The sequence below is a fragment of the Pseudoalteromonas marina genome (genome assembly GCF_000238335.3).
Taxonomy (GTDB): Bacteria; Pseudomonadota; Gammaproteobacteria; order Enterobacterales; family Alteromonadaceae; genus Pseudoalteromonas; species Pseudoalteromonas marina.
Window position 1 is genome coordinate 180,897 of the sequence record NZ_AHCB03000007.1, and the last position, 26,624, is coordinate 207,520.

26 protein-coding genes and 1 riboswitch are annotated in these 26,624 nt (G+C 40.3%); of the genes, 10 read left to right on the forward strand and 16 right to left on the reverse strand.

Annotation, left to right across the window (positions count from 1 at the left end):
• Positions 1-10: 10 nt before the first annotated feature.
• Both dsbC and xerD read right to left on the reverse strand, forming a co-directional pair.
• A complete protein-coding gene (gene dsbC, locus PMAN_RS12030) occupies positions 11-739 on the reverse strand; it encodes a bifunctional protein-disulfide isomerase/oxidoreductase DsbC (protein WP_006793140.1) in 729 nt (242 codons plus the stop codon).
• A 62-nt stretch (positions 740-801) separates the two neighbouring features.
• Positions 802-1,728: a site-specific tyrosine recombinase XerD gene (xerD, locus tag PMAN_RS12035; RefSeq protein WP_033035088.1), complete on the reverse strand. Its 927-nt coding sequence runs from the start codon at positions 1,726-1,728 to the stop codon at positions 802-804.
• A 94-nt stretch (positions 1,729-1,822) separates the two neighbouring features.
• Here xerD and fldB point away from each other — a divergent pair, with 94 nt between their 5' ends.
• Positions 1,823-2,344: a flavodoxin FldB gene (gene fldB / locus PMAN_RS12040; protein WP_006793142.1), complete on the forward strand. Its 522-nt coding sequence runs from the start codon at positions 1,823-1,825 to the stop codon at positions 2,342-2,344.
• A gap of 136 nt (positions 2,345-2,480) precedes the next feature.
• Here fldB and PMAN_RS12045 read toward each other — a convergent pair whose 3' ends face one another.
• The gene (locus PMAN_RS12045) at positions 2,481-4,490 is read right to left on the reverse strand and encodes an alpha-amylase (RefSeq protein ID WP_010556555.1); all 2,010 of its coding nucleotides are present in this window, start codon (positions 4,488-4,490) and stop codon (positions 2,481-2,483) included.
• Positions 4,491-4,641: 151 nt separating this feature from the next.
• On the reverse strand, positions 4,642-5,343 hold the full coding sequence (locus PMAN_RS12050) for a tRNA1(Val) (adenine(37)-N6)-methyltransferase (RefSeq protein WP_010556556.1): 702 nt from the start codon (positions 5,341-5,343) through the stop codon (positions 4,642-4,644).
• Between the two features lie 75 nt (positions 5,344-5,418).
• Between PMAN_RS12050 and srmB the strand changes: the two genes are divergently transcribed.
• Together srmB and PMAN_RS12060 are read left to right on the forward strand one after the other, a co-directional pair.
• A complete protein-coding gene (gene srmB / locus PMAN_RS12055; protein WP_006793145.1) occupies positions 5,419-6,645 on the forward strand; it encodes an ATP-dependent RNA helicase SrmB in 1,227 nt (408 codons plus the stop codon).
• Between the two features lie 240 nt (positions 6,646-6,885).
• Positions 6,886-7,206 (forward strand): BON domain-containing protein, encoded by a 321-nt coding sequence (locus PMAN_RS12060; protein WP_006793146.1) that lies wholly within the window; start codon positions 6,886-6,888, stop codon positions 7,204-7,206.
• Between the two features lie 768 nt (positions 7,207-7,974).
• On the opposite strand, the gene PMAN_RS12065 is transcribed toward PMAN_RS12060, so the two are convergent.
• On the reverse strand, positions 7,975-8,931 hold the full coding sequence (locus tag PMAN_RS12065; RefSeq protein ID WP_010556557.1) for a mechanosensitive ion channel family protein: 957 nt from the start codon (positions 8,929-8,931) through the stop codon (positions 7,975-7,977).
• 125 nt (positions 8,932-9,056) lie between these two features.
• A complete protein-coding gene (gene yaaA, locus PMAN_RS12070; RefSeq protein WP_010556558.1) occupies positions 9,057-9,836 on the reverse strand; it encodes a peroxide stress protein YaaA in 780 nt (259 codons plus the stop codon).
• A gap of 221 nt (positions 9,837-10,057) precedes the next feature.
• Between yaaA and tal the strand changes: the two genes are divergently transcribed.
• Complete coding sequence (gene tal, locus PMAN_RS12075) at positions 10,058-11,008, forward strand: transaldolase (RefSeq protein ID WP_010556559.1); 951 nt, start codon at positions 10,058-10,060, stop codon at positions 11,006-11,008.
• 301 nt (positions 11,009-11,309) lie between these two features.
• Positions 11,310-11,498, forward strand: a complete 189-nt coding sequence (locus PMAN_RS12080; protein ID WP_006793150.1) for a DUF3545 family protein — start codon at positions 11,310-11,312, stop codon at positions 11,496-11,498.
• A 69-nt stretch (positions 11,499-11,567) separates the two neighbouring features.
• On the opposite strand, the gene ung is transcribed toward PMAN_RS12080, so the two are convergent.
• The 8 genes from ung to PMAN_RS12120 form a co-directional block, all read right to left on the reverse strand.
• A complete protein-coding gene (gene ung / locus PMAN_RS12085) occupies positions 11,568-12,230 on the reverse strand; it encodes a uracil-DNA glycosylase (protein ID WP_010556560.1) in 663 nt (220 codons plus the stop codon).
• Positions 12,230-13,087: a cobalamin-binding protein gene (locus tag PMAN_RS12090; RefSeq protein ID WP_010556561.1), complete on the reverse strand. Its 858-nt coding sequence runs from the start codon at positions 13,085-13,087 to the stop codon at positions 12,230-12,232. Before PMAN_RS12090 ends, ung begins: the two co-directional genes overlap by 1 nt.
• Positions 13,087-13,686, reverse strand: a complete 600-nt coding sequence (gene cobO, locus PMAN_RS12095; protein ID WP_010556562.1) for a cob(I)yrinic acid a,c-diamide adenosyltransferase — start codon at positions 13,684-13,686, stop codon at positions 13,087-13,089. Before cobO ends, PMAN_RS12090 begins: the two co-directional genes overlap by 1 nt.
• Positions 13,679-15,160, reverse strand: a complete 1,482-nt coding sequence (locus tag PMAN_RS12100; protein ID WP_010556563.1) for a cobyric acid synthase — start codon at positions 15,158-15,160, stop codon at positions 13,679-13,681. Before PMAN_RS12100 ends, cobO begins: the two co-directional genes overlap by 8 nt.
• A 2-nt stretch (positions 15,161-15,162) precedes the next feature.
• A complete protein-coding gene (locus PMAN_RS12105; protein WP_021032394.1) occupies positions 15,163-16,167 on the reverse strand; it encodes a FecCD family ABC transporter permease in 1,005 nt (334 codons plus the stop codon).
• Position 16,168: 1 nt separating this feature from the next.
• On the reverse strand, positions 16,169-16,969 hold the full coding sequence (locus PMAN_RS12110; protein WP_006793156.1) for an ABC transporter ATP-binding protein: 801 nt from the start codon (positions 16,967-16,969) through the stop codon (positions 16,169-16,171).
• A 76-nt stretch (positions 16,970-17,045) separates the two neighbouring features.
• Positions 17,046-17,184, reverse strand: a riboswitch (cobalamin riboswitch).
• Between the two features lie 48 nt (positions 17,185-17,232).
• Positions 17,233-18,162 carry a porin gene (locus PMAN_RS12115; protein WP_006793157.1) on the reverse strand — a complete coding sequence of 310 codons (930 nt, stop codon included), beginning with the start codon at positions 18,160-18,162 and terminating at the stop codon, positions 17,233-17,235.
• 185 nt (positions 18,163-18,347) lie between these two features.
• Positions 18,348-19,202 carry a LysR family transcriptional regulator gene (locus PMAN_RS12120; RefSeq protein WP_006793158.1) on the reverse strand — a complete coding sequence of 285 codons (855 nt, stop codon included), beginning with the start codon at positions 19,200-19,202 and terminating at the stop codon, positions 18,348-18,350.
• Between the two features lie 91 nt (positions 19,203-19,293).
• On the opposite strand from PMAN_RS12120, the gene PMAN_RS12125 reads away from it, so the two are divergent.
• Positions 19,294-19,668, forward strand: coding sequence for a MaoP family protein (locus PMAN_RS12125; protein ID WP_006793159.1), 375 nt, complete (start codon positions 19,294-19,296; stop codon positions 19,666-19,668).
• An 85-nt stretch (positions 19,669-19,753) separates the two neighbouring features.
• The gene (locus PMAN_RS12130) at positions 19,754-20,989 is read left to right on the forward strand and encodes a diguanylate cyclase (protein WP_010556564.1); all 1,236 of its coding nucleotides are present in this window, start codon (positions 19,754-19,756) and stop codon (positions 20,987-20,989) included.
• Between the two features lie 8 nt (positions 20,990-20,997).
• Here the strand turns inward: PMAN_RS12130 and rarD are convergent, their stop codons facing one another.
• On the reverse strand, positions 20,998-21,918 hold the full coding sequence (gene rarD / locus PMAN_RS12135; protein ID WP_010556565.1) for an EamA family transporter RarD: 921 nt from the start codon (positions 21,916-21,918) through the stop codon (positions 20,998-21,000).
• Between the two features lie 51 nt (positions 21,919-21,969).
• The gene (locus PMAN_RS12140) at positions 21,970-22,425 is read right to left on the reverse strand and encodes a thioesterase family protein (protein ID WP_006793162.1); all 456 of its coding nucleotides are present in this window, start codon (positions 22,423-22,425) and stop codon (positions 21,970-21,972) included.
• Between the two features lie 107 nt (positions 22,426-22,532).
• On the opposite strand from PMAN_RS12140, the gene recQ reads away from it, so the two are divergent.
• From recQ to PMAN_RS12155, 3 genes are all read left to right on the forward strand, one after another.
• A complete protein-coding gene (gene recQ / locus PMAN_RS12145; RefSeq protein WP_008128967.1) occupies positions 22,533-24,356 on the forward strand; it encodes a DNA helicase RecQ in 1,824 nt (607 codons plus the stop codon).
• A gap of 7 nt (positions 24,357-24,363) precedes the next feature.
• On the forward strand, positions 24,364-24,648 hold the full coding sequence (locus PMAN_RS12150) for a DUF3630 family protein (protein ID WP_008128966.1): 285 nt from the start codon (positions 24,364-24,366) through the stop codon (positions 24,646-24,648).
• 195 nt (positions 24,649-24,843) lie between these two features.
• Positions 24,844-26,553, forward strand: a complete 1,710-nt coding sequence (locus PMAN_RS12155; protein WP_010556566.1) for a BamA/TamA family outer membrane protein — start codon at positions 24,844-24,846, stop codon at positions 26,551-26,553.
• Positions 26,554-26,624 lie beyond the last annotated feature (71 nt).

Consider the following 26,624-nt stretch of genomic DNA (forward strand, 5'->3'; position numbering starts at 1 on the left):
AAACACGTTATTAAGATGCTTTATTAGCATCTAACGCTGCTTTTAATGCAGCAGCAGGTTGGTAACCTGGGATCATTGTGCCATCGTCTAAAATAATGGCTGGCGTGCCACTAATACCAAAGCTTTGGCCTAGCTGGTAGTGTTCAGCAATGGGTGCACTACAACCTGCAACTGCCGTGGTACTCTCACCAGCTTTAGCTTCTGTTAACGCCTCTTGCTGATCTTTTGCACACCATACATTCATTAAATCTGCATAGCCTGAACCTTGTAGGCCACCACGGGGAAACGCTAAGTACTTAACGGTAATACCCGCATCAAGTAAATCGTTTAGCTCACGGTGTAATTTACGACAATAACCACAGCTAATATCGGTAAATACAGTGATGCTGTGTTTTTCGTTTGGTGCTTTGTACACAATCATCGACTCTTCGTATTCTGTAATACCTTCAGCACGTACGCTATTTAAAGCTTGTTCTGTTAGGTTATTACGGTTGTCTAAATCGATTAACGTGCCTTGCATTAAAAACTGGCCGTCTGGGCTTGCGTATAACACGCCTTTGTTTGTAATTAGCTCTTTTAAACCAGCTACTGGGCTTGGATTTATTTGCTTAACCGTAACGCCAAGTGCCGCAAACTTAGTAACAATAGGATCATTAGCATTTGGCGTTACTGCAACGTCATTTGCCAATGCACTCATACTTGTGCACAACATGGCACCTGCTAACATTAATTTTTTCATAACTTCTCTCTATCCTAAAAATACTTAATATATTGACCGGCTTAATACTATTTAATTTCAAATTAAGCGCGCGGATGATGCTGCGCGTGTACCGATTTTAACCGTTCATTAGCAACATGAGTATAAATTTGCGTTGTTGATAGGTCGCTGTGTCCCAGCATCATTTGCACAACACGTAAATCGGCCCCGTGATTTAATAAATGCGTAGCAAATGCATGGCGCAATGTGTGGGGTGATAATGGCGATTCAACCGATGCCAAAATAGCATAGTGTTTGATTCTATGCCAAAAGGTTTGTCGAGTCATGCCTACACCACGTTTTGACGGGAATACAAAGTCGGTGGCGTGTTTGATCATTTGTGCGCGGCCCACTTTTAAAAAAAGCTCAAGCCAATGCATGGCTTCTTCGCCCAGCGGCACTAAACGTTCTTTGTTGCCTTTACCTTTTACAAACACAACCGCTTGGCGTAAGTTAATTTGCTCCATACGTAGCCCAACCAACTCACTGACACGCAGGCCTGTGGCATAAAGCAATTCAAGCATGGCTTTGTCTCGTAACCCCATGGGTTCTTCAGTATTGGGGGCGTTAAGAAGCGCTTCTACTTCAGCTTCAGAAAGTGTTTTAGGTAAAGATTGCCCCGCTTTGGGTTGGGCAATATTTAGCATTGGTGTGTCGGTAATCATTTTTTCACGCACAAAGTACTGATAAAACCGTTTTAGCGCACTGATACTTCTCGCTGTACTGCGCGGCTTTAGGCCTAAATCAACCCGATGCGCTAAGTAGCTTTCAATGTCGTGCCCTGTTACCGTCATTAAGTTTTCGCCTTTTAAAAACTGGCAAAACTTATCTAAATCGCTTCGGTAAGCACTTAATGTGTTTTCGCTTACACCTTGCTCTAAATAAAGGCTATCTAAAAAGGTTTCTAGGTAGTCGCTATTGGTGCTCATACTGCTTTTATTTTCTGAAAAATCGTCAGATAGCGTTGTCACATTATGCTCTCATGCTTTGCTAAGGTATCAATTAAAAATACCTTACGGTAAACTTGAGCCTATCATATCAGGCAATTACACAGTGATAAATACGATGCAAATTGGTTTATTTTTTGGCTCTACTACGTGCTACACCGAAATGGCAGCAGAAAAAATACGTGACCTTATTGGTGACGATATAGTTAGCCTTCACAATATTAAAGACGAACCACTAAAAAATGCAGAGCAGTACGACTTTATCATCTTTGGTATTTCAACATGGGACTTTGGCGAAATACAAGAAGACTGGGAGTCTAAATGGGACGACATAAAAGACGTAAACCTAAATGGTAAAACCATTGCTTTATTTGGCATGGGCGACCAACAAGGTTACGGACAGTGGTTTCAAGACGCTCTAGGTATGCTGCACGACGAAATAAACACACAAACATTTACACAACTTGGCTTTTGGCCGAACGACAGCAGCTATGAATTTGAAGCCTCAAAGGCACTCACCCCAGATGGCAAACAGTTTGTAGGGCTCGCCCTTGACGAAGACAGCCAATATGAGCTGAGCGATGAGCGCATAGCCAGCTGGGTTGAGCAAGTAATGACCGAGTACGGCGAAACGCTTTAACTGCTTGAGAGCACTACTTGCCGCGCTATAAAACCGCGATTTAACACATTACCAATATTATTTGTGGTAAAAAGCCAAACACGCTTAGGTGTTTGGCTTTAGTTTTAATGCGCAACGCTAAATTTAACGAATAAGTTTAAAAGTTACGAATATCTACATTTGAGCTATTAAATTCAAACATATTTATTTTTCCACATTGTGCCACATGGTTAGTGCTGGCAAAGGGTGTATTGGCTTGGTTTATATCGCTTTCCCAGCCTTGGCCATTTTTAACAAATGCTTTTACCTCAAACCACCCATTTACTGCTTTGCTGCAATCCATGTCTACATCCAGCATCCAATAGTGTTCGCCCCAAATATTAAGCGGCGTAACGCCAAAGCCGTCATTAGTCACTGTTTTTTGGGCACCATATGTACTTGGCCACACGTTTGTAGTCCAATCGGCTGCGGTACCTTCTGCCTGGGCGCTTTGCCCGCTTTCAATACCGTACCAATCTAGATAGTTATCGTTTACTTTCCATGGGCTTGTAGTGGCATTTTTTAAATTGTTATGACGAATAGGCATCGCACATTCCATATTAGTTGTTTGACAGTTTCTACCTAAATTTGTATTTGCATAGGTATGATCTATTCCGCCGCGTACAAACATGTCTTGCCCACTTTGAGTTTGTGCGTTAATAAAAATGACGGTACGCTGCCAATCACCACTCGGATTTGAAGTCGAACCTTGTGATAACTTAGCGTTTTTATGAATTGCCATCGCATCCCAAGGCGCCACATTTAAATTAATAGTGCCGTTACTATTAACTGTAATAACCTCACCGCTACAACTTTTAGCATCGCCCGATAATTCACCTTTTAATACATTACAATATTGGCCAGGCGCCATGTCTGTTTGCACAGTGGCATTGAGCGCTGCGTCTTCTTTGTTAATGGCCATATGACCTGAGCTACCGCGGCCAAATGAAATCTGATTATTAGTGTTATCCCACCAATTTGTCACAGCCCAGTTGTCGGCGGTGTTATTTCTAAAATCGACGCCACCCGCTATGTATGACCAACGATGCTCACATTTCCAATTGCTTGCAAAACATTCTAAATTACCGCTGTTATGAACGGGAACACTCGGCCCGCCCGCATCGGTATCACCATGGAAATCGTAACTCGACATTACTTTTGGATAGCCATACGGATACGCCAACATAAATACGTTAGCTAGGTCGTATAAGCGGCCATCTTCAAAGGTAATTACGTTACCCGCACCACCATGCCCCCGCTGATTATCATGATTATCTACAAATACGACCGCTGACGAGCTTGGCATAAAGCCCCACCCTTCACCAAAATTACTTAACCATGCAAGCGAGCCGTTTCTAAATGTATTACCGAGTTGTGTACTGTATTTAAACTCGGTAACTAGCCCTGTACCTAAATACTCAGAGGCATCAACGGCTTCTGTTCCCTGATCAATCACTTCATGAAACACTAACGGCGAGCCATTTATTTTAGCCATAAGGCTTTGAATATCGCTAGCTGCTACGTGTTTAGCCGCATCAAATCTAAAACCTTTTACTCCAATAGCCTGAAGGTCGTTAATATAAGCAGCGAGAGTATTTTGCACGTAATTTGAAGACGTATTCAAATCAGCAAGTCCTACTAACTCGCAGTTTTGAACGCGGTAACGATTATTACCGTAATCTTCTGGATTTATACTACAGCTTTCATGAAAGTCTTGTGGGCTATAAATTGGGTATTGTTTATTACCAAACGTGCTACCCGCAACGCCATTACCACTGCCAGCCGCCATGTGATTAATTAAGGTATCTACATAAATATCGACCCCTGCACTTTTACAACGGTTAACCATATCTACAAACTGCGTTCGGTTACCGCCTCGGCTTTGCAGTTGGTAGCTCACAGGTTGATAGCGAGTCCACCATTGGTTGCCTGTAATATGCTCGTTAGGCGGAGACACTTGTACAGCAGCATACCCTTTTGGCCCTAAAAACTGCTCGCATTCTTGTGCAACATCGGGCCAACTCCATTCAAATAAATGAACAAACGTAGTGGGTGCAGCAGCTGCAAGATTAGGCAAAAGCAAACCTAGGCTTAAACCGGCGGTGGTGACCATTTTATTCAGCTTCATAGTGTGTGTTTCCAAATGTTGGCGGGCTAAACAACATGCCCAACGTTATTTACAAGTGGTTAACACTAGTCCTGAGATTGATTAAATAACAACTGAATACGTATGCATTATGGGTAAACTATCCTTTATTATTAGATAATACCCCTCACAATTACGCCATCTTTAAATAAAATGCCTTACACAAAGTAATGTAATCAGTAGTGTAATTATTGTTTAACTCTCTAATGCATAGCGTTGAATTGTCGGTTTGTGATTCTAGATAACTAAACGTCATTAAACTGCGGCTTATGGGTTTGCTAGGTGTCGCTTTTACTTGGCAATGTGCATTTAAATAAAGCCCTTTTTGAGTAGCAAGCTCAATAAATACTAAAGCCTCAGTGTTTGGCAGTATTAAACTAAACCGTGACTGTGAATGGCTAAGCCGCTTAAACGCGTTAATTAGCTCCTCAAAGCCCAAACCATCGGTGTGACGCGCAGTGTTTCGGGCGGCATTATTGCCTTTTAAACTGTGATTAAAGTAAGGCGGATTAGAAATGATGACATCAAAGGGAGCGTCACTATTAAAGCTTTGAATAGTTTGATGCTTAATAGCTATATTGGGCCACGGACTATTTGCTACGTTTTGTAATGCTTGATTGTATGCGTTTTCATCTATTTCAACCGCAGTAATACTCAATGCTGGCCTGCGCTGTTTACACATTAACGCCAATAATCCCGTGCCTGTACCAATGTCTAGTAACGAGTTTGCACCAGCTAAGTTTGCCCACGCACCAAGCAAAATGCCGTCGGTTGAAACCTTCATTGCGCAGATGTCGTGTTCAACCTTAAATTGTTTAAATGCAAAACCAGACATTTTTTCACCTTTTCATTCACCAAGCGCAGCATAGCGCGTATAATCAAGGTAATTGTCCACTATTTTAGACACTCTATGCAATTTTCTGAATTTGATCTTGATACCAAATTACTCGATGCCATTGATAAAATGGGCTACGAGAAGCCAACCAGTATTCAACAACAAGCTATTCCTGAAGCTCTTCAGGGACGTGATATTTTAGCGTCTGCGCCAACTGGCACAGGTAAAACAGCGGCATTTTTAATTCCTGCGATTCAATACTTATTGGATTTTCCGCGCCGTGAACCTGGTTTTGCCCGCGTATTAATTATGACGCCAACACGTGAGCTGGCTTATCAAATTCATGAGCAATGTGAGTTACTAGCCAAACGTACGCACCTAAAAATTGGTGTCGTGACCGGCGGTATTAACTACGGAACGCATAAAGAAATTTTTGAAAAAAATAACGACGTGTTAATTGCCACTCCAGGGCGATTAATGGAATACCTTGAAACTGAAAACTTTCATGCTGAACATGTCGAAATGCTTATTATTGATGAAGCCGACCGTATGCTAGACATGGGTTTCAAAAAAGAAATGAGCCGTATTTGTGACGAAGCTAAAAATCGCCGTCAGTGCTTTTTATTCTCAGCAACCCTTGAGGGTGACAGCGTAGAGCGATTTGCAGAAACCACATTAAACGATCCAGCTTTGTTAGAAGCTGAGTCGTCTCGTAAAGAAAAAGCTAAAATTCACCAGTGGGTTCATCTTGCTGATGATTACCACCATAAACTCGAGCTTTTAGTCAACACCCTTAACGGCCCAGACGTGAGTAAAGCCATTGTATTTGTTAAAACCCGTGAACGTTTAGAAACTCTCATTGGTGAATTAACTAATAACGGTGTAAAAGCCGCTTGGCTGCGAGGTGAAATGCCACAAGACAAGCGCATGAAAGCAATGGAAAACTTTCATAGTGGCCGCACTAAAATATTAATTGCAACAGATGTAGCTGCTCGCGGTATTGACGTATCTGACATTAGCCACGTTATTAACTTTGATATGCCACGTACCGCCGACGTATATGTTCACCGTATTGGCCGTACTGGTCGTGCAGGTAAAAAAGGCATCGCTATTTCATTAGTTGAAGCGCATGATATTGGTATTTTGTACAAAGTAGAACGCTACATTGAACAGAAGCTTAAACGCCGTGTAATTAAAGGCATTGAGCCTCAGCATAAAGAGGCTAAGCCACCGGTTAAAAAGCGCAAAGATCCGGTAAAAATGAAAGCAAAGAAAAAAGCGAAAGTTAAAAAGAAAAAGTAACTTAGCATATTTACCAAAGCCGGCGTATGCCGGCTTTTTAATGCGTGTAACATATGTAACCGGTGCATGTAACACCTACCCATTTAAATGTAATTATTGCCCACCTGAATTCCCACTTAATAAAATAACCTTATATTTCAATAAATTAAAACTGGCACTGAACTTGTAATATTAAACACAGAATAGCCAGAATATTTAATGGTTTGGCTAAATTTTTAATTGATATAAAAGGATTGAGTTATGAACCGCTTAAAGTTAACTATTGCGTTAGTTTCGTTTTGTTGTTTATTTTTGTTAGCCTGCGCTACCAAAGTGAGTGCAGCAACACACCTAGCCGTAGTCAGCAGCGTAGCAACTCAACCTAACCTTCAACAAACCATTACAAGCACGCTTCGTACTAACCCCAACTTTGCATTAAGCAATATTCGCGTACAGGTTAAAGATGGCGAGGTAGTATTACATGGTCAAGCGCAAACCGGTTTTGAACGTGCGCTTGCTCAAAAGTTTTTAGAAAATATGGATGGTGTTAAAATCATCCGTAACAAAATTAGTGTTATTTGAATCGCATTTTTATTAACTCAATTGGTCCTAGGCGCAGCATGTTACTCCAACACACGCTGCGCCTTTTTTGTGCCAGTATTTACTTGCAACTCGCATTAACTACAATAAAAAACTCGCTTTAATTACCTCTTACTTAACGCCTAATACCAATTGTAAATTGCATACATTACAACCTAATATTTGCCAAAATAATCCGCTCTTTAAATAATAAATTTATATTAAGCCTAGGCCTGTTTAACTGCCATTATTAAAGCGTGTTCTATCAAGGAGCAACATAATTACGGTGCGCGATTTGTGACCCAGTAAGCTAAGTACCTACTCCTGCATTATTTTAATGACTTCGCCTATGTAGGTATAACTTAAAGTCGTATACAGCTTATACGCCCTACTTGCTCTTTATTCCTATTATTAAGGCAACAAGGAAAAGCAACCTATGAGAGGAACACAAAAGTTACTGCATGTTTTATATTTATGTTGCGTTATCGTCGGTTTCGGGAAGTAACTACACAATAGGCTTAGCCTTATCGATATATCACATAGCCCGCTTTCAATTTCACCCCAAAAGGTAAATAGGCCTTAATCAATAATCGATTAACGTTGCTCTCACCTTCTCAAACACTTAAATAGCCATAAAAAAATGCAGCTTTATAAAGCTGCATTTAGTCGTTGTGAACCATAAGTCATTTTTATTTAAGCCCACAACGCGCATTTAAATGTAAAATTGCGTTGCGAGTGAGTAAATAATTCCCACTGGTATTAATGGCTCATTTATTCGTTTTGGCCTGAATCAGCTCCACCAGCGTTGCCTTTATTTGATGATTGCTGGTTAATTTTATCGCTGATCATGGCATCGAGTTTTTCACCGCCTTTAATACCAAAATCGAGCGTGCGAATAGGGAATGGAATACTAATATCAGCTTCATCCAACGCTTGTTTAACAGCAACTACGCCTTTATGACGCACTGTCATAAAGTCTGGTTCACCTGGGTATTTAATCCAAAACCACACCAATAAATTAATGCTACTGTCGCCAAAGCCTTCAGCATAAACATCGGTTTCGTTTTTACGAATGACAAAGTCCAAATCGTTAATCTTATCTACAATAACTTCTTTCGCTTTTTCAATGTCGTCACCATACGAAATGCCTACCGGTACCTCTATGCGTCTAACTCCAAGTGTGGTGTAATTTTTTAACACATTTCTGAATAATACCTTGTTTGGTACTAAAATTAACTGCCCGTAAAAGCTCTCTATTAGCGTATTACGCAGGTTTATTGAGTGTACTGAACCAAACACGTCGTCGGTTTCGATTACGTCTCCTGTTTTAAAGGGCTTGCGTATACCCATTGCTATGCCCGCAATCAAGTTTTCGGTCATATCTTGAAACGCAAAACCTATGGCTAAACCAACAATACCCGCACCGGCTAATAAAGAGGTAACCGTACCTTTTAAACCCACAAAATCCAGCGCTATAAATACCCCAACACACAGCACAATAACCTTAAATATTGAAGCCATTAAATCGGCTATTTGTTGAGAGTCGAGTGAACGGCGCAATATGTTTTTCATTAGGTTGCCAGCAAAGCGCGCTAGCATTGAAAATATAATGGCAATAATAACCGCCACTATAAAATTAGGAATGTGACTTATAACAACATCAAACCAACCGCCGAGTTTTTCTTCGATAAGTTTTTCAGCTTCTGTTATCGAGGGTATGCTGATCATTTTTTGCACCTATGAGTAAATAATAATGTGAATACTTAACTCATGTTTGCAAGTTTAGCGCCAGCATATAAAAAGCCATGCAATGCATGGCTTTTTGGGTATGTGTTTAGCTTTAATTAAACGCGTTAGTTTTGCTCGTCGCGCATAAATACCGGCTCTAACTCTTTCGTTGTTACCTCAGCGCTAAAATAGTAACCCGCTACAGTAAACTCTTTTAGCTGACTTAGTTGCGTTACTTGGTTTTCTATAATGTAACGCGCCATCATGCCGCGCGCTTTTTTAGCATAAAAGCTAATTACCTTGTATTGACCATTTTTGCAGTCTTTAAAGTGCGGCGTAATAATTTGCGCGTTGAGCGCTTTTTTATCTACCGCTTTGAAGTATTCGTTTGAAGCTAGGTTAACGAGGTATTGTGCATCTTGTGCTTTTGTTACTTCATTTAGCTTATCAGCAATAATACTACCCCAAAACTCATACAGGTTTTTACCACGAGAGTTTTCAAGCTTAGTGCCCATTTCTAGTCGGTACGCTTGCATTAAATCAAGCGGTTTTAACAGGCCATATAATCCAGATAATATACGCAAATGACTTTGCGCGTAATCAAGGTCGCTTGCAGTTAAAGTGCTCGCCTCTAACCCACCGTATACATCACCATTAAAAGCAAGCGCGGCTTGTTTGGCATTATTAATGGTAAAGGGTTGCGACCATTCGCTAAAGCGAGCAGCATTAAGGCCAGAAAGCTTATCGCTAATTTTCATTAAACTGCCAATTTGCGCAGGTGTTAGTTCACGGCATACTTTCATGAGTTCCTCGCTGTGCTCGAGTAATTCAGGCTGAGTGAACTTATCGGTTGCCGGTGGCGTTTCGTAATCAAGATTTTTTGCAGGTGAAATAACAGTGATCATAGTTAGCTATTGACTTGTAAATTATTTAATGTCAATTTCAACATTAAATGAAACGAAAAGCACGTTTTGTTTATATAAATCCTCCCTTAAAAATTCATACATTGCCGTTTTTTAATTGATAAGGACATAAGACCTATCAAGCATTGTCACACTGTTGCAGTATGGATGGTATATATTAAGGGTCGATTTTTCTTTTAACTTGCTTGGAATGAGGAAAGCAAATGACTTCAGCTCTACAAAGGCTAAAACAACATTCATCTATCGTAGCCGACACTGGCGATATTGAAGCGATCAAAAAGCATCAACCAGAAGATGCAACCACAAACCCGTCGCTTTTATTAAAAGCGAGCGAGATTGAAGCTTATAAGCCTTACCTAGATAAAGCTTGGAGCTATGCAAAAGAAACCGAGCAAGCTCCAGCTAAACAACTAGAACTTGCATGTGACTACTTTGCTGTTTTACTTGGTAAAGAAATTAGTGAGATTGTACCGGGTTATATTTCTACCGAAGTAGATGCACGTTTATCGTTTGATACTCAAGCAACTATTGATAAAGCACACACATTACTTAGCCTTTACGAAAAAGAAGGTGTAAGCAAAGACAAAATTTTAATTAAAGTTGCGTCTACGTGGGAAGGTATTAAAGCCGCTGAGCAGTTAGAAAAAGAAGGCACTAAATGTAACCTTACTTTATTATTTAGCGACGCCCAAGCCCGTGCATGTGCTGATGCAAATGTATTTCTAATCTCGCCATTTGTTGGTCGTATTTTAGATTGGCACGTTGCTAACGGCATGGAAAAACCAACGGATCCACTACAAGATCCAGGTGTTCAATCAGTACGCAGCATTTTTGAATTTTACAAACGTCATGACTACAAAACAGTAGTGATGGGCGCAAGTTTCCGTAATACGGGCGAAATTATTGCCCTAACAGGTTGTGACAAGCTAACTATTAGCCCTAACCTTTTAGAAGACTTAGGTAACCTTGAAGGCGCACAAGAATATTTACTAGAAAGTGATATTCCTAAAGAGCCGAAACCTGAGCCGCTTACAGAAGCTCAGTTCCGTTGGTTACATAACCAAGATGCAATGGCAACTGAAAAGCTAGCTGAAGGTATTCGCTCTTTTGCTGATGCACAAGAACAGCTAGAAGCACGTTTTAAAGCAATGTAATTGGTTTGAACGTACTTTAAAAAACGCCGCAATTGCGGCGTTTTTTTATGCCTGTAAAGTGCGGACTAATAACCCGACCTCCCTCATACATTTTAGCTGTAAACAAAATAACTCTCATCGACTTAAATTTGTTTGTAAATTTTATACAAAGTGTTTTTGTATTTAAAAGCAATACTTTACTTGTATAAACCTTCATTTAAACATCACAACTTCGTAACATCTCTGTCACTTTTTTATTCTATTTTAGCTGGGCCTGTGGTATAGGTACTCTTGAGGTCAATAAAATCAATAGGAGAAGTTCATGGATAGCCTAAACGATATATTAGAGATACTAGAAGGTCCTGATGAAAAAAGAAAAACCTCTCAGAAGAACAAAAAAAGAAAATGGCGCGAAATAGAAGCAATAAAAGATAAACAACGTCTACGTAAAGAATTAGAGGAGTTTGATTACTTTGCAGACACAATTGCAATTGATGAGCTAGATTTTTAATTTCTATACCCACCAATTACACAAAAGCCCTCATTTATGAGGGCTTTTTTAATGCTTAAGCTTATGAAGCTAAACCTGCCAATTTATAGGTTTTTTACCTTGCGCTAACAGCAGTTCGTTAGTTTTCGAAAAGTGCTTACAACCAAAAAAGCCTCGGTGAGCCGACAGCGGCGACGGATGTGGCCCACTCAAAATAGAGTGGCGAGTGCTATCTATGCCTTTCCCTTTTTTTTGCGCATGCGCTCCCCACAAAATAAACACAACTCCATCACAGTTCGCGTTGATGTGAGCAATAACATTATCGGTAAATTGCTCCCAACCCAAATGTTTATGGGAATGGGCTTGCCCTTGCTCTACCGTTAAAACAGTATTTAGTAAAAACACGCCTTGTTCTGCCCAGCTTTGTAAGTAACCATGCTCAGGAATAACAAAGCCATCAATATCTGTAGCTAGCTCTTTGTACATATTTTTAAGCGAGGGTGGGAGTTTTTTTACCTCGGGCATAACAGAAAAACACAGCCCATGAGCTTGCCCTTCGCCGTGGTAAGGGTCTTGCCCTAAAATTACCACCCTAATATTGTTTAGCGGCGTGGCATTAAATGCATTAAATACGTACGACTCGGGAGGGTAAACAGCAATACCTTCAGCTCGGCGGTTTTCAACTGCATTTAAAGTTTGCTGCATATAAGGGTGCTGTAGCTCGTTTTGTAAAAATGTATCCCAGTCGCTCATTACATACTCTTTATTATTTTTCGTGACGCGTCTATTTTATCACACATATCAGCAAGCCCATCTAACATACGCGGTGTAAAACGGTGAAGTAAATCGGCATTAACGCGAATAAACTGGTTATTTGTAACCGCAGGCACTTCTGGCCATGCCTGCCAATTAACATTAGGCTGCGGGGTATTAGATTTTTCGTCAGGAATAATAATAATTTGAGGCTTAGTAACAATGACATTTTCAATGCTGATTTGTGGATACGGGGTCGTGCTATTAGCAAACACATTATTTACGTGGCAGGTATTTACTAGTTGGCCAATCCATGTACTTTCACTGATTGTCATCATAGGCTCAGCCCATAACTGATAAAAACCAGATATAGGCTGCTTCCCTTGCTGGTTTTTAATAATAGCGGTTAACTTTTGCTTAAAAGCTTTAGCAACCTGTTGGCTTTGCTTTTCGTACCCTGTTAGTTTGCCAAGTGTTAGTAGCTCAGTTTGCACGGCTTCTATGGTTGTAGGGTTACTTAAATGAACTTTAATACCCAAGCGCTCTATTTGTGCGATATCTTCCTGCTGATTTCCGCTTTTCCAAGCAATCACTAAATCAGGTTTTAAGGCTAATAATTTCTCAAGAGAAATACCATAGTACCCGCCAATGCGAGCTATATTTTTTGCTTCATATGGGTAATCGGCATAGTCAACGGTACCCACAATATTGTCACCTGCACCAATGGCAAATAGGTTTTCGACTATGTGTGGGGCAAGCGCAACTATACGTAGTTTTTTAATCTCAGGCGCTGAGTTCGCCACAGTATTGCCTTGTAAACTAAGCAGCATGAAACCTATAAAAAGCAATTTAAACACTAGTAGTCAAACCCTTCTAACGCTTTTACACCTGAGTCGAATGCGTGTTTTACATTACGTACTTCGCTCACTGTATCGGCAAGGTCAGTCAATGCTCTGTGCGCTGCGCGTCCTGTGATAATAACCGACTGCATAGTTGGGCGATTATTAAGTGCGCTTAGTACTTCGTCTAAGTCGATATAACCATAAGTCACCATGTAGGTAAGCTCATCAAGTAACACTAAGTTAATACTGCTGTCGGCAAGCATACGCTTTGCCTCTTGCCATGTTGCTTGCGCTGCTAAGGTATCGGCTTCTTTATTTTGTGTATCCCACGTAAAGCCAGTATTCATTACAGCAAATTCAACGCCTGCGCCTTGTAATAAATTACGCTCACCACACTCCCATGTCCCTTTTATGAATTGACACACAGCGGCTTTTTGACCGTGGCCAACACAGCGTGCTACCACGCCAAAACCAGAAGTCGATTTACCTTTACCATTGCCAGTAATAACCTGAAAAATACCTTTAACCTCTTGCGCGGCTTCAACACGGGCATCTACGTGTTCTTTTACTTTTTGCTGGCGCTGTTTGTGTTTGTCGTTTGTTTGTTCAGTCATTATTGTGCCCTTTATAAATCGAGGTAATTTGCGCTATATCTAAATGTGTTTCGCACATGGTTGCTAAACGCGCTAACTGCTGTTCGCGGTGTGTATCAATACTTATTGGATCAATATTTAAATCTGGCTTTACCCATTTTAAAATTTCCATCGTGGCGTTGGGCTCATCAAATAAACCGTGTAAATAAGTGCCCGCAATTGCGTTATCGTCACTTATAAAACCATCTGTTTTAAACCCATTTGGATGCTGACTAAAGGTAATTAAAGGGGTCTTTAATGCATTGCCTTTACTTACTCCCCCATGGATTTCATAACCACTACATAAAGTTTGTCGATTATTTAGCTTTAAAGTGGCCGTCACTTTACTTAATACTTTTTGCGATGTGAGTGTGGTTTCAAAATCACATAAGGCTAACCCACTCACACTTTTTAATGACGACTCAACACCCTCGGGGTCGTAAATTATATTACCCAGCATTTGCATTCCCCCACAAATTCCAAGTACTTTTCCACCATAGCGTAAGTGGCGTTTTATCTGATTATCCCACCCTTCGTTTATCAAAAAGGTTAAATCGCCAAGTACGTTTTTACTACCTGGCAATATAATAAGATCAACATCAGGAATGACCTGCGTATGGCGTATATAGTTAACATTAATATTTGGGTGTAAACGCAGTGCGTCAAAATCGGTATGATTACTAATATGCGGCACTAATAATATTGCAATATTAATAGTTGCATGGGTAACGTTATTGTTTATTGCAACAGCGTCTTCCGCGTCGAGAGTTAAATCGTGAAGGTATGGCAGTACTCCTAAAACAGGCTTACCCGTGTATTGCTCTAACCAGTCAAGCCCTCCTTGAAGCAAACTTATATCACCTCTAAAACGGTTAATTACAAAGCCCTTTACACGGGCTTGCTCAGATCCGCTAAGTAATGCCAATGTCCCCACTAAATGAGCAAATACACCGCCTTTATCTATATCAGCAATAATAATCACTGGGCAGTCTACTTTTTCAGCGTAGCCCATGTTAGCTATGTCGTTTTCACGCAGGTTTATTTCAGCGGGGCTTCCCGCACCTTCCACCAATAAAAGATCAAACCGTTTTGCTAAACGCTCGTGTGATGTAATGACAGCGTCCATGGCGACTTTTTTATAATCGTGGTACTTGCCGGCTTCCATGTTGCTAATCGCTTTACCATGAATAATAACTTGGGCGCCTGTATCGCTATTGGGCTTAAGTAATATCGGGTTAAAGTCGGTTTCGGGCTCTACCTTAGCAGCAATAGCTTGCAAAGCTTGCGCACGGCCAATTTCGCCACCGTCGTTTGTCACTGCGCTATTAAGTGCCATATTTTGTGGCTTGAACGGTGCGACTTTTATGCCTTGATTTGCAAATACTCGGCAAAGTGCAGCCACTAAGGTGCTTTTTCCCGCATCCGAGGTAGTACCCTGTATCATGAGTGTTTTCATGGCTACACCTTAGACTTTCTAAAAAAGAGTAAACTTAAGAAAAACGCACTCCCCATAGCGGCCGTGATCACCCCTACTGGCAACTCTTGATTTCGAAGTAAAGAACGAGACAGTACATCGACCCACACCATAAATGTGCCTCCTGCTAAGCTTGTTATTAATAGCCCTGCAACGGTTCCTTGTGAAATAAAAAAGCGCACAATATGTGGCACCATTAATCCAACAAAACCAATACCGCCACACATTGCCACCAACACAGCGGTTATTAATGAGCTTAAAATTAGCATCAGCAACCTAAATCGATGCACTTTAACACCAAGGGTTATGGCACTTTCGTCACCTAATAACATGGCATTAAGCTGGCGCCTAAAACTAATCATTACGCAGGTGCACAGTGTAATCACTAAAAATGGCACCCATAGTGTTGCCCACTGCGCACGTGCAAAACTTCCTAAGGTCCAAAATAAAATAGCAGCAACGGCTTGCGGCTCACTCCAATAAAGTAACAAACTAGTAAATGCACTAAATAAAAACGAAAGCGCAACACCAGCAAGTAACATAGACTCAACTTGCCCGCCCTGCTGCCTTGTGGCAATTAATATAAGTAAGCTCATTGCTAATAAGCTACCAAGCAAGGCTGCGGCCGAAAGCATAAAACCCGCGCTAATTCCCACAAATGCCATAAGTACAACTACACCAAACGAAGCACCTGACGATATACCAAATAAATAGGGATCGGCTAATGGGTTACGTGTCACTGTTTGTAAAATTAGCCCCGCAATAGCTAAACCCGCACCGGCCAGAAACGCCAATAATGTACGGGGCACTCTTAATTCAAAAATAATACGACTGGTGAATGAAGCATCATTTAAATAAATAAAACTGTTAAATACATCCTGTATTGAGGTATCTGCAGCACCAAAGCTCAATGCTAAAAATAAACTGACTAAGGCAATAGTAATGCAAATAATCAGTGCAACTGAATGGCGTACATGCGTGGCAAACATATTATTTATAACCATAAAAGTAGGTAATATGAGGCGTAACTTTACCCAATTGAGATTCTTGAGGATGGTTACTAACCTGAGCGCATACACCAAACACATCATCAAGCATGTGCTCAGTGAGTACTTCTGCGGGCGAACCGGTATGCGTTATTTCTCCGTTTTTAATGACTACGAGCTCATCGCAAAGAGCCGCGGCTAAATTAAGATCATGAAACGAAGCAAACACTGTAACACCAAGAGACTTTGCCAGCTCCATAACCTGTATTTGATATTTAACATCAAGGTGGCTAGTGGGCTCATCCATAATTAACAGCTGAGGTTGCTGAACAATAGCACGTGCAATGAGTGCGCGTTGTTTTTCTCCTCCAGAGAGCGATTCAAAATTTTGATTGGTGTGCTGCTCAAGCCCTACCGTTTTTATAGCTAGAGTGATTTGTTGTTTTTCGCTTTGCGATGTAGAGCTAAATAACGATTTATGAGGAGTGAGGCCAAGCGCCACAACATCAAATAACGACAAATTAAAATGCGATGGCGCCTCTTGTAAAACAACAGCAACGCACTTTGCATATTCGTCACTTTTAAGCTGCCAAATATCATGGCTATTAAACTCTATAACCCCTTCATTAGGCTTATTAAAACGATATAAACAACGCAGTAAACTCGACTTACCTGCACCATTAGGGCCAATTAAGCCCACAAATTTACCTTCGGGTATTTGCACATTAATGTGTTTGAGAATAGGTTTATTTGCTATTCCCCACGAAAGGTTTTGAACGTTTAATAATGGTGCTTTAGTTTGCAATACTCTGTCCTAGACACGATTACCCACTTGTAATGCAACCACTAAAAAGGAGTACATTAAAATTAGCATGAGTAGGCCCGCTCATTAAAAATTGATTTGTATCTGACTTAAAGCAAAGTGCTAATTACAGTTGCGGGAACAGTTGAGGACTTACACCTCATTCCAAATGAAGCTCTATTATGGGCGGGTAAGTAAATAATTTAAAGCAAAAAAAAACCGCGCTAATTACAGCGCGGTTAAAAAGGGAGTGTTTTAACTCGTCGTTAAAACTTATATTCCATACCTAAACCTAAGTAATCTTGGTCTACGTTGTTGTCCATATCAAAGCTTGAGTAAAAGCCAAATACTTTAATGTTTTTGTTAAGCTTATGATCAACACCAACCGAAATAGCTGTCTTATCATCGCTATCGTCAAAGTCCATTGCCTGATACTGAACTTTAAATGTATTTTTACCCATGCTGTATGCCGCATTTAATAAGTAACCGTCACCTTCAGCTGAACCGTCTACTTTTTCTTGAGTTTGGTACATAGCACCTAGTTTAAAGTCTTCAACTTTACCTTGGATTGATGCGCGCACTACATCATAGCCGTTTACTTCGCTGTCAGCTGCAATTGAGGCATAAATAGCACTCTTTTTAAGCGCTGAATCACCGTATGTTACAGCCATTGAATAACCGTTATCTGCATCTACATCGTCTTCAGCAATAAAAGTAGCAAGTACTTTAAAACCTTCGTATGAGTTAGAAGTATACGTGATTGAATCACCTAAACGGTTTTCACCCTTGAATACGTTTTTAATATCGCCTTCAAGGTCATTAAATAAATCTAGTTTACCTTGCGCTTGTTTAAACGCCGTATCGTTACGACCCACTACTACCTGACCAAATGAGCCTTTAACACCAACGTATTGGTTACGCGCAGAAATATTATCGTCGTCGCCTTTTGAGTCTGCATCAGTTACATCAACTTGAAACTCAAACTTATAAACTGCTTCTAAGCCATCTGTAATTTTTTCAGAACCTTTAAGACCAAAGCGAGATGCGTTACTTTTAATTTCAGTAAACGATCCTTCACCGTCATCTGTAGACTGCACAGTTACATTTGCTTTACCGTAAACATCCACGTCTGCAAGTACATTAAAAGATAAACCACTTAGCAAAGCGACACATAAGCTCGATTTTACAAATTTCATGTTATTTCCTCGATAATCACAAAAGACTAATTTTTAAAACGACTGCAGTTTGTCACCACTAAATGACAGAAATATTACAAATGAAATATTTTTGACTTTTAAAGTTAATAAAACTGCATTATTTTTGAAATCAAAAGGACACGAACACTAATCAAGCAAATGTGTACCCACTTAACCTCCAACGTTTAAGCGTTAGGCTCAATAGTAGGAAGTAAATTTATTAGTGTTTCTATCAGTTCCTTTTGCTCGTTATCTCTATGGTAGGCTACAAATATATCTCTTGACGTATTTTCTACGTTTTTTACATGAAATAATTCACCATTTTCTAAATGTTGCTCAACCAAAACATGTGGAATAAATGCGCTACCACCACATTGTAGTATTAAATCTAACGCAATTCGTCCGGTACTTGTTCTAAAGTAAGGAGGCGTTTTACCGGTAAACTGGCGTGCATGCCAAAGTGAAAATGTCGTTCCCCAGTCAACATACACGTACTGATTATCAAAAAAGTTTTCGTTTGTTGCCGTGTCATACCCACTTACAGGAATAATAGGCAGTTCACAAATACGCTCAACAACTAACTCATCTACTTTTGGTGGATCAAATAAAATGGCTAAATCAAGCGTGCGCTCAAGCAATAATCGCGTGCTTTCTTGTTGGGCTTTAACTTCAGCCACCAAAGAGACTCCCGGCATAGCCGACACAATATTAGTAATACCAAACTGCAAAAAGGCATCCCAAATATTAGGCGTCCCTGCCAAGCTAATTTGTTTATGCATATTATCAGCAAGGGCTACATCTACTTTGGCGCGCTGCATGCCTGTTATGATCATTTGCGCATGAGGTAATAACCGCTCACCAGGCGCTGTTAATTGAATATTATTACGCTGGCGAATAAATAAATTAACGCCAAGTCCTTGCTCTAATTGGCGAATACGAAAGCTTACCGCCGACTGCGTTATATAGAGGTTCTCTGCGGCTTTACCGAAATGACGCGTGCGCACTACTTCAACAAATGTTTTTAATAAATCGATATCCACTTTTTTATCCTCACGATAAAAATAACTTGTTTAAAAAATTGCCAAACTTGCATCATACTCCAACTAATTAATAGGGTATGAGGATATAGCTATGAGCATTAACATTTCATTACTACGCCAAGCATTTGTTAGCCAACGTCAATTTTATGATGATCAAAATTTTCCACGTGGTTTTAGCCGCAGCGGAAATTTCACCTTATTAGAAGCCAGTATACTAGAACAACATGGCATTGTTTTAAAAGGTTTATATAGTAAGACGATTGAACCACAAAATGAGCATCAAGAAAATTTTGTAGCCGTAGTAACAGGCTCACAAGAACCCACTAATCCGATTGAACGAGCATGGCTGAAATACCTAAAGCTCACTACTTGTAAAACGAAGTTTCATACCTTATTTGGCCGCTCAAAAATATCGAGCCCTGCGCCAATAAATCATGAAAGTTATTCAGAATCAGATAGCCTATAACACACTCAGCTATTTGCTTTTTGGCGCTTTTACAGTTACAAAGTGTATTAAGCAATTTTTTTGCATAATATAAACTGGGTGTTCCGTGAAGCGAAAAATATTAATAGTTGAAGATACACCTGCTATAGCGCTTGTGCAGAAACATATAGCGCTAAAAGTAGGCTACGAAGTAGATGTAGCAGAAACGTTAGCACAAACAAAAATACTAATTAGTCAAAATAATTACTTTTGCGCTGTTGTAGATTTTATTTTGCCTGATGCGCCTAATGGTGAGGCAGTACCGTGCACAATTAACGCAGAAATCCCTACCATTGTCATGACGGGTAGCATTGATAAAAAAACACGTGATACTGTTGAAAAATTCCCAATAATTGATTACATAATAAAAGAAAATAAACAAGCTTATCAATACCTTGAAAAACAGCTTAAGCGTTTGCCTCGCAACGAAAGTGTAAAAGTATTAGTTGTTGATGATTCTATATCTACCCGCCACTATATTGTGAGCTTATTGTTACGTCATAAATATCAAGTATCTGAAGCTGAGGATGGCAAGCAAGCACTTGAAATGTTGGCAAAGTCACCCGACATTTCAGTGATCATCACTGACAACGAGATGCCCAACATGAATGGCGATGAGTTATGCAGTGAAATTCGCAGATTATACAATAACGACGAAAAAGCAATTATTGGTATTTCAGGCGCTGACTCGTCGGAGCTATCTACTTTATTTTTAAAAAATGGCGCAAATGACTACCTTCATAAACCCTTTAATAACGAAGAGTTTTATTGCAGACTAAGCCAAAACGTCGACATGCTTCAACAAATAGCCACAATTAAGCGCCAAGCGAATACCGATTACCTTACTGACCTACCTAATCGTCGTTACTTTTTTGAGCAAGCAAATACGTCTTTAAAAGCGCTCAGCCTCAAAAAGGCAAACGGCGCGCTGGCCATGATTGATATAGACCACTTTAAATCTATTAACGACACATATGGCCATGATGCAGGCGATCAGGTTTTAAAAGGACTGGCTATTTGCTTAAAAAAATACTTTGAAAAATATTTAGTCGCGCGTTTAGGTGGCGAAGAATTTGCCGTTTACTTTGCTGATGAAAACACCCCAGAAGCACTAAAGAGACTGGAAGGGTTTAGGTATTTTGTAGAAAATAACAGCCAAGAGTTTAGTAAAGAAAAAATAAAACTGACCATTTCAATAGGTTTTTCTGGCGGGCCCGTTTATCAAATGGATACATTATTAAAACAGGCCGACCAAAAACTTTATGAGGCTAAAGAAGCTGGTCGCAACCAAGTAACTAGCTAAATAAATAGTTAAGCAACTTCGGCGGCTGTAATGGCCGCTTTTTTACGCTTACGTGATTGATGATAAGAATCCCAACTAAAGATAGCCAGAGCACTCCAAATACATGCAAAGGTAATAAGCCTTTCTGTATCAAATACCTCATCGTAAAACACCACAGCAAGTATAAACATTAAACTAGGCCCTATATATTGAAAAAAGCCTAGGGTTGTATATTGCAAGCGCTTAGCGGCACCTGTAAAGCAAAGCAGCGGCAATGTGGTAACAATACCAGCACTAATAAGAAGTAAATTAGTAAGCCAATCGTTATTTGGCAGGCTTGAAGTAGCAGAAGGTGCCATCATCCACCAATAAACCAACGCCACTGGTAGTAATATTAACGCCTCGAGCAAAATGCCCGGCAACGCCTCAACAGGAAGCTTTTTTCGTAACAGGCCATAAAGTGCAAACGATATCGCGAGTGAAAAAGCAACAACAGGGAACGAGCCAAAACTCACCAACTGTAATATCACACCCGAGAACGCAAGCCCAACAGCCACACCTTGAAATTTTCGGAGGCGTTCACCTAAAAAAAGCATGCCTAATAAAACATTTAACAGCGGATTTATGTAATAGCCTAAACTTGCATCGAGCATATGGTTATTGTTAATCGCCCATATAAATAATCCCCAGTTAAAACCAAGTAGCCCCGAGGTGACAACCAGCATTAGCATCAGTTTGGGCTGTATTATAATGTGCTTAATTTTACGCCAGTACTTTAGAACACTTACCACTAAAATTAAAAATACGACTGACCACACAACACGATGCATTAATATTTCAAATGCAGTCACATGTTGTATTAACTTGAAGTAAATGGGAGCAAGACCCCACATAACAAAAGCAAGACAGGCAAATATTGCGCCTTTACGCTGCTCGGTAACAATTGGCATAGTAAACACTTAGTGATTTAAAAGGTCGCCAGTTTACTCGCCAAACAAGTTTTATCCAACTAAATACGTGCCCGTGCCAAAAGCGATTTGTACAGATTGCTCATTATGTAATTCCATTCGGCACACACACACTTTATTACCTGAACGAATAAGCGTGGCACTGGCGGTAAACACATCCCCTTTTCCTGGGCGCAAATAATCGGTGCGCAAATCAATAGTGCCCAGTGTTGCTAATTTTTTTTGTACACTGTTCATATCTAAATCGGTCAGCTTATCTATCACACTCGCCGCTGCGAGCATACCACCGACGTTATCGAGCACCGCTGAAATAATCCCACCATGAAGAATTTTTTGGGCAGGGTTACCTATAAAAACATCCTGCCACGGGAATGTAATTTTAGCTTGTTCTGGGCTAAGTGATTCTACCGATATATTTAAAAATTGATTAAACGGCATACCATTTACGAATAGCGCCCCCACTTGTTCAATTAACATTTCTTTATTCATTATTATTCTCTGATATTAATAGGTACATCGAGTAAAACATACCTTGTTTAAAACTACGAGCGTAAAGCTAAAGACATCTTATAAAAAAAACACTAAAATACCCGCCAATGAATACATCTACACTACCTTCAAGCACCTTAGTGCGAAAACCCGAGACTGTCCTCAAACAAGTGTTTGGTTACAGCGAGTTTCGAGATGGCCAAAAAGCCGTTATTGATGCCGCTTTAAATGCTCAGGACACACTTGTTTTGCTACCCACTGGTGGCGGAAAATCTGTGTGTTATCAAATTCCGGCGTTAGTTCTTGAAGGGGTGACCATTGTTATATCGCCACTTATTTCGCTTATGCAAGATCAAGTCGCGCAGCTTCAAGCTTTGGGTGTAAAAGCGGCATATGTTAATAACAGCCTAGCTCGCGAAGAACAGCAACGTGTTTATCAGCAACTTCACCAAGGGCTTATTAAACTATTGTATGTAGCCCCCGAAAAAGTATTACAACGTGATTTTTTAGAGCGATTATCGCATTTAAAAATAAGCTTATTTGCGATCGATGAAGCGCATTGTGTGTCGCATTGGGGTCATGATTTTAGACCGCATTATTTTCGCTTAAACGAACTTAAGCAACGCTTTGCCCACGTGCCTATGATGGCCCTTACAGCGACGGCCGATAAAGCCACACGCTTTGATATTGTTGAACAGTTAAAACTTCAGCAGCCTTACATTCATACTGGCAGCTTTGATAGACCTAACATTCGTTACACCATAGAAGAGAAATTTAAACCTATGGTGCAACTATTACGCTACTTAAAAGAACAAAAAAACCAAAGTGGCATTATTTATTGTACTAGCCGAAAGCGTGTTGACGACATAGCAGAAAAACTTGCCGACGCAGGCCTTAATGCAGCCGCTTACCATGCAGGTATGAGCAACGAACAACGCCAGTTTGTGCAAACAGGGTTTGCCCGTGACGATATTCAAATAGTGGTGGCAACCGTGGCTTTTGGTATGGGGATTAATAAGCCCAATGTACGTTTTGTTTTGCACTACGACATTCCCAAAAGTATAGAAGCGTACTATCAAGAAACAGGAAGAGCAGGACGCGATGGCTTAGCCGCCGAAGCAATTATGTACTTTGATCCTGCCGATATAGGCCGTGTAAGACGCTTTTTTGAAGATATTGACGACGAGCAACGTCGCCGTGTAGAAGAGCAGCGCTTTAATGCCATGGCAAGCTTTGCTGAGGCACAAACGTGCCGCCGTCAGATACTACTTAACTACTTTAGTGAATACCAACGCGAGCAATGTGGTAACTGTGATATTTGCTTAAACCCACCAAAAAGCTTTGACGGTACGCTTGTTGCCCAACAAGCGCTTTCGTGTGTATACAGAGCTGAACAGCGATTTGGTTTAGGATACATTGTAGAGCTATTACGTGGCGCCAACACGAGTCGTATTCGCGATAACAATCATCACCAGTTGAGCACCTATGGTATTGGTAAAGACAGAAGCAGTGAGTTTTGGCTAAGTATTTTACGCCAATTAATCCACCAAGGATTACTAAGCCAAGATATAACACAAGGCGCCTCTTTGCGCTTAACCGAAGCCGCCCGCGCTATATTAAAAAGCGAATACGCGCTGCAATTAGCTGAGCCTCGCTTACAAGCAAAACACGTATATCAAGATAAACTAGCGCAATTTAATTATGATAAAAAACTATTTGCTCGCTTGCGTTCATTACGCAAAGAACTAGCCGATGCCGACGATGTGCCACCGTATGTGGTATTTAATGATAAAACGTTAGCCGAAATGGCGCAGCTAATGCCCACGAACGACAGTGAGTTTTTAAAAGTGTCAGGCGTTGGTTTTACCAAGTTAAACAAATACGGCGGTGCTTTTTTAACAGCAATTCGCAACTACTTAGCCACACAATAAGCATAATATGAGCAAAATAGATTACGACCACACACACCAATGCATCATCATTACCCCGACAGAGCCACCTCACGATGAAGACTTTGAGCTGTGGAGTACATTATTCCTACATTCAGACGATATCGCTATTAGCGAGTATTCGGCGGGAGCCGATAGGCATCAGGTGCGTTTTTCTTATAGCCAACAAACGTTTAATTTAAATTACGAGCATTACAGTCAAAGTATTTGGATTAACGGCGAAGGGCCTGAAGCAGAACATTTATTAGCCGCGTTGGCTTTTTATTTAAATTAACCCGTTTTAGCGATGGATGAATGAACTGTTTTTATAATCGGGCAATAGTTAACACCTAAACGGCTCTTTTTAACAAATAGTTTTTAATATAATAAATTAATTATTTCCCCCCCATGCTTTTTACTTACATTTAAATAACAATGATGTAAGCTAATATTACGGGTGTAGTTTGCTACGCAGTAAATAAGGGGTTAAATGATCAGTAATACGTGGTTTTCGCCCTATTTTGTTGGGGTTTTTGTTCTGTGTCTATTAATGTCTAATGCTTATGCAGAGCCATTACCTTCAAACACAGGTACCTGCCCTCTTGAATCATCAATACATTTGAGTGAAGAAAAACTACGTCGCCAACTCAGCGATGAAACGCTTCTCGTTGCTACAAAACCAAATGCAAAAATTGCCACTATTACGCTAGAACAACTCAATGTATTTAATACTGCGCTGGAAGAAGAAAATAACGCACTGTTTAGATTTGCTAACCGCGCACACATTCAAACTGAGCCTGAGGTAATTAAAAATTTACTGCTTTTTAACTCTGGCGATCTTTACGATGCTAAAAAGCTTTCTGAATCGGAGCGCCTGCTGCGAAAAGAAAACTACCTATACGACGCACAAATTAGCGCAACTGAAAACTGTGATGGCGATATAGATGTTAAAGTAATTACCCGTGATTTATGGACGCTCTTACCAGAAATAAACTTTAGCCGTAGCGGAGGCGAAAATAAATCGAGCATTGGTTTTAGAGAATCAAACTTGCTTGGGTGGGGTAAAAGGTTGTCTTTTTCTCGTACAACCGACAGCGATCGTAGTGGCTATTTATTTGTATATGACGATCCTAATATTTTTTCTAGCCGTTACCGTGGTCGCGTAGAGTATGCCGATAACAGCGATGGTAAGCGTCATTTACTTGAACTTACTTATCCATTTTATGCCATAGACACACCTTACAGCTACGGTATTTTAAGCTACTCAGAGCAGCGAGAAGAATCCTTATACCGGCGTGGCAAAGAAATTAGTGAATTTGATCAAACAACCGATCTCAATCGCATTTTTATTGGTCATTCTAAAGCATTAAGTAATAGCTGGACCCAGCGAATTAGCTTAGGTTATGTAGATGAGCAGCATACATTTACTGCTATTCAAACCACGTTTGAGCCTTTAGCTAAAGATAGAAGCTACAGTTATCCCTATATTAGCGGCCATTGGTTTGAAGATAATTTTATTAAAGTACGAAATTTTGACAGTATTTATCGCACTGAAGATTTAAACCTAGGCTGGAATGCACAAGCATTACTCGGTTACTCAGATGAGTCATTAAGTGATGACGATAGCCGCTTGGTGTATTCGCTTAATGTTAAAACAGCGCATTTTTCTGGCGATAATACGCTTTGGCGTTTTAGCACGAACCTAGAGGGATTTTGGAACAAAGAACAAAAACAACTCGAAAATTTTAAAGCAACTTCGCAAGTACAATATTATCTAAATACAAGTGTTGATCAGTCTTGGTATGTAAAAGGTCGCGTGCAATATGCAAAAAACCTAACAGCCGACCAACAGCTTACCTTAGGTGGGGAGACAGGCCTGCGTGGTTACCCTATGGATTATCAACATGGCGACCGTAGCTTTTTAGTGAGCCTAGAAAAACGCTACTACTGGGAGTACGATTTGCTACAACTATTTAAAGTAGGTGGCGCAGGCTTTATAGATATTGGTAGGGCATGGTTTAATGACCAAACAAATGGTGAAAATAATCATGTTCTCAAAAATGTAGGCGTTGGTTTGCGCCTAGCACCAAGTAGAGCAAATGCAGGAACTATGATCCACCTTGATATAGCCGCCCCCATAGATAGCGCCGACGATGTCGACTCTGTACAGTGGCTTGTCAGTGTAAAAAAATCTTTTTAAATAGCTACTTAGCACCAAAATAACACGCTAAACTAAGGCCTTTAAGCTAGTTGAAATTCAACCTAACGTGT

What these genes read in the sequence shown, in the direction of transcription:
- dsbC (WP_006793140.1), bottom strand. Translation starts at nt 739, where the DNA reads ATGAAAAAATTAATGTTAGCAGGTGCCATGTTGTGCACAAGTATGAGT.
- fldB (WP_006793142.1), top strand. Translation starts at nt 1,823, where the DNA reads ATGCAAATTGGTTTATTTTTTGGCTCTACTACGTGCTACACCGAAATG.
- PMAN_RS12045 (WP_010556555.1), bottom strand. Translation starts at nt 4,490, where the DNA reads ATGAAGCTGAATAAAATGGTCACCACCGCCGGTTTAAGCCTAGGTTTG.
- PMAN_RS12050 (WP_010556556.1), bottom strand. Translation starts at nt 5,343, where the DNA reads ATGTCTGGTTTTGCATTTAAACAATTTAAGGTTGAACACGACATCTGC.
- srmB (WP_006793145.1), top strand. Translation starts at nt 5,419, where the DNA reads ATGCAATTTTCTGAATTTGATCTTGATACCAAATTACTCGATGCCATT.
- PMAN_RS12060 (WP_006793146.1), top strand. Translation starts at nt 6,886, where the DNA reads ATGAACCGCTTAAAGTTAACTATTGCGTTAGTTTCGTTTTGTTGTTTA.
- PMAN_RS12065 (WP_010556557.1), bottom strand. Translation starts at nt 8,931, where the DNA reads ATGATCAGCATACCCTCGATAACAGAAGCTGAAAAACTTATCGAAGAA.
- yaaA (WP_010556558.1), bottom strand. Translation starts at nt 9,836, where the DNA reads ATGATCACTGTTATTTCACCTGCAAAAAATCTTGATTACGAAACGCCA.
- tal (WP_010556559.1), top strand. Translation starts at nt 10,058, where the DNA reads ATGACTTCAGCTCTACAAAGGCTAAAACAACATTCATCTATCGTAGCC.
- PMAN_RS12080 (WP_006793150.1), top strand. Translation starts at nt 11,310, where the DNA reads ATGGATAGCCTAAACGATATATTAGAGATACTAGAAGGTCCTGATGAA.
- ung (WP_010556560.1), bottom strand. Translation starts at nt 12,230, where the DNA reads ATGAGCGACTGGGATACATTTTTACAAAACGAGCTACAGCACCCTTAT.
- cobO (WP_010556562.1), bottom strand. Translation starts at nt 13,686, where the DNA reads ATGACTGAACAAACAAACGACAAACACAAACAGCGCCAGCAAAAAGTA.
- PMAN_RS12100 (WP_010556563.1), bottom strand. Translation starts at nt 15,160, where the DNA reads ATGAAAACACTCATGATACAGGGTACTACCTCGGATGCGGGAAAAAGC.
- PMAN_RS12105 (WP_021032394.1), bottom strand. Translation starts at nt 16,167, where the DNA reads ATGTTTGCCACGCATGTACGCCATTCAGTTGCACTGATTATTTGCATT.
- PMAN_RS12115 (WP_006793157.1), bottom strand. Translation starts at nt 18,162, where the DNA reads ATGAAATTTGTAAAATCGAGCTTATGTGTCGCTTTGCTAAGTGGTTTA.
- PMAN_RS12125 (WP_006793159.1), top strand. Translation starts at nt 19,294, where the DNA reads ATGAGCATTAACATTTCATTACTACGCCAAGCATTTGTTAGCCAACGT.
- rarD (WP_010556565.1), bottom strand. Translation starts at nt 21,918, where the DNA reads ATGCCAATTGTTACCGAGCAGCGTAAAGGCGCAATATTTGCCTGTCTT.
- PMAN_RS12140 (WP_006793162.1), bottom strand. Translation starts at nt 22,425, where the DNA reads ATGAATAAAGAAATGTTAATTGAACAAGTGGGGGCGCTATTCGTAAAT.
- recQ (WP_008128967.1), top strand. Translation starts at nt 22,533, where the DNA reads ATGAATACATCTACACTACCTTCAAGCACCTTAGTGCGAAAACCCGAG.
- PMAN_RS12150 (WP_008128966.1), top strand. Translation starts at nt 24,364, where the DNA reads ATGAGCAAAATAGATTACGACCACACACACCAATGCATCATCATTACC.
- PMAN_RS12155 (WP_010556566.1), top strand. Translation starts at nt 24,844, where the DNA reads ATGATCAGTAATACGTGGTTTTCGCCCTATTTTGTTGGGGTTTTTGTT.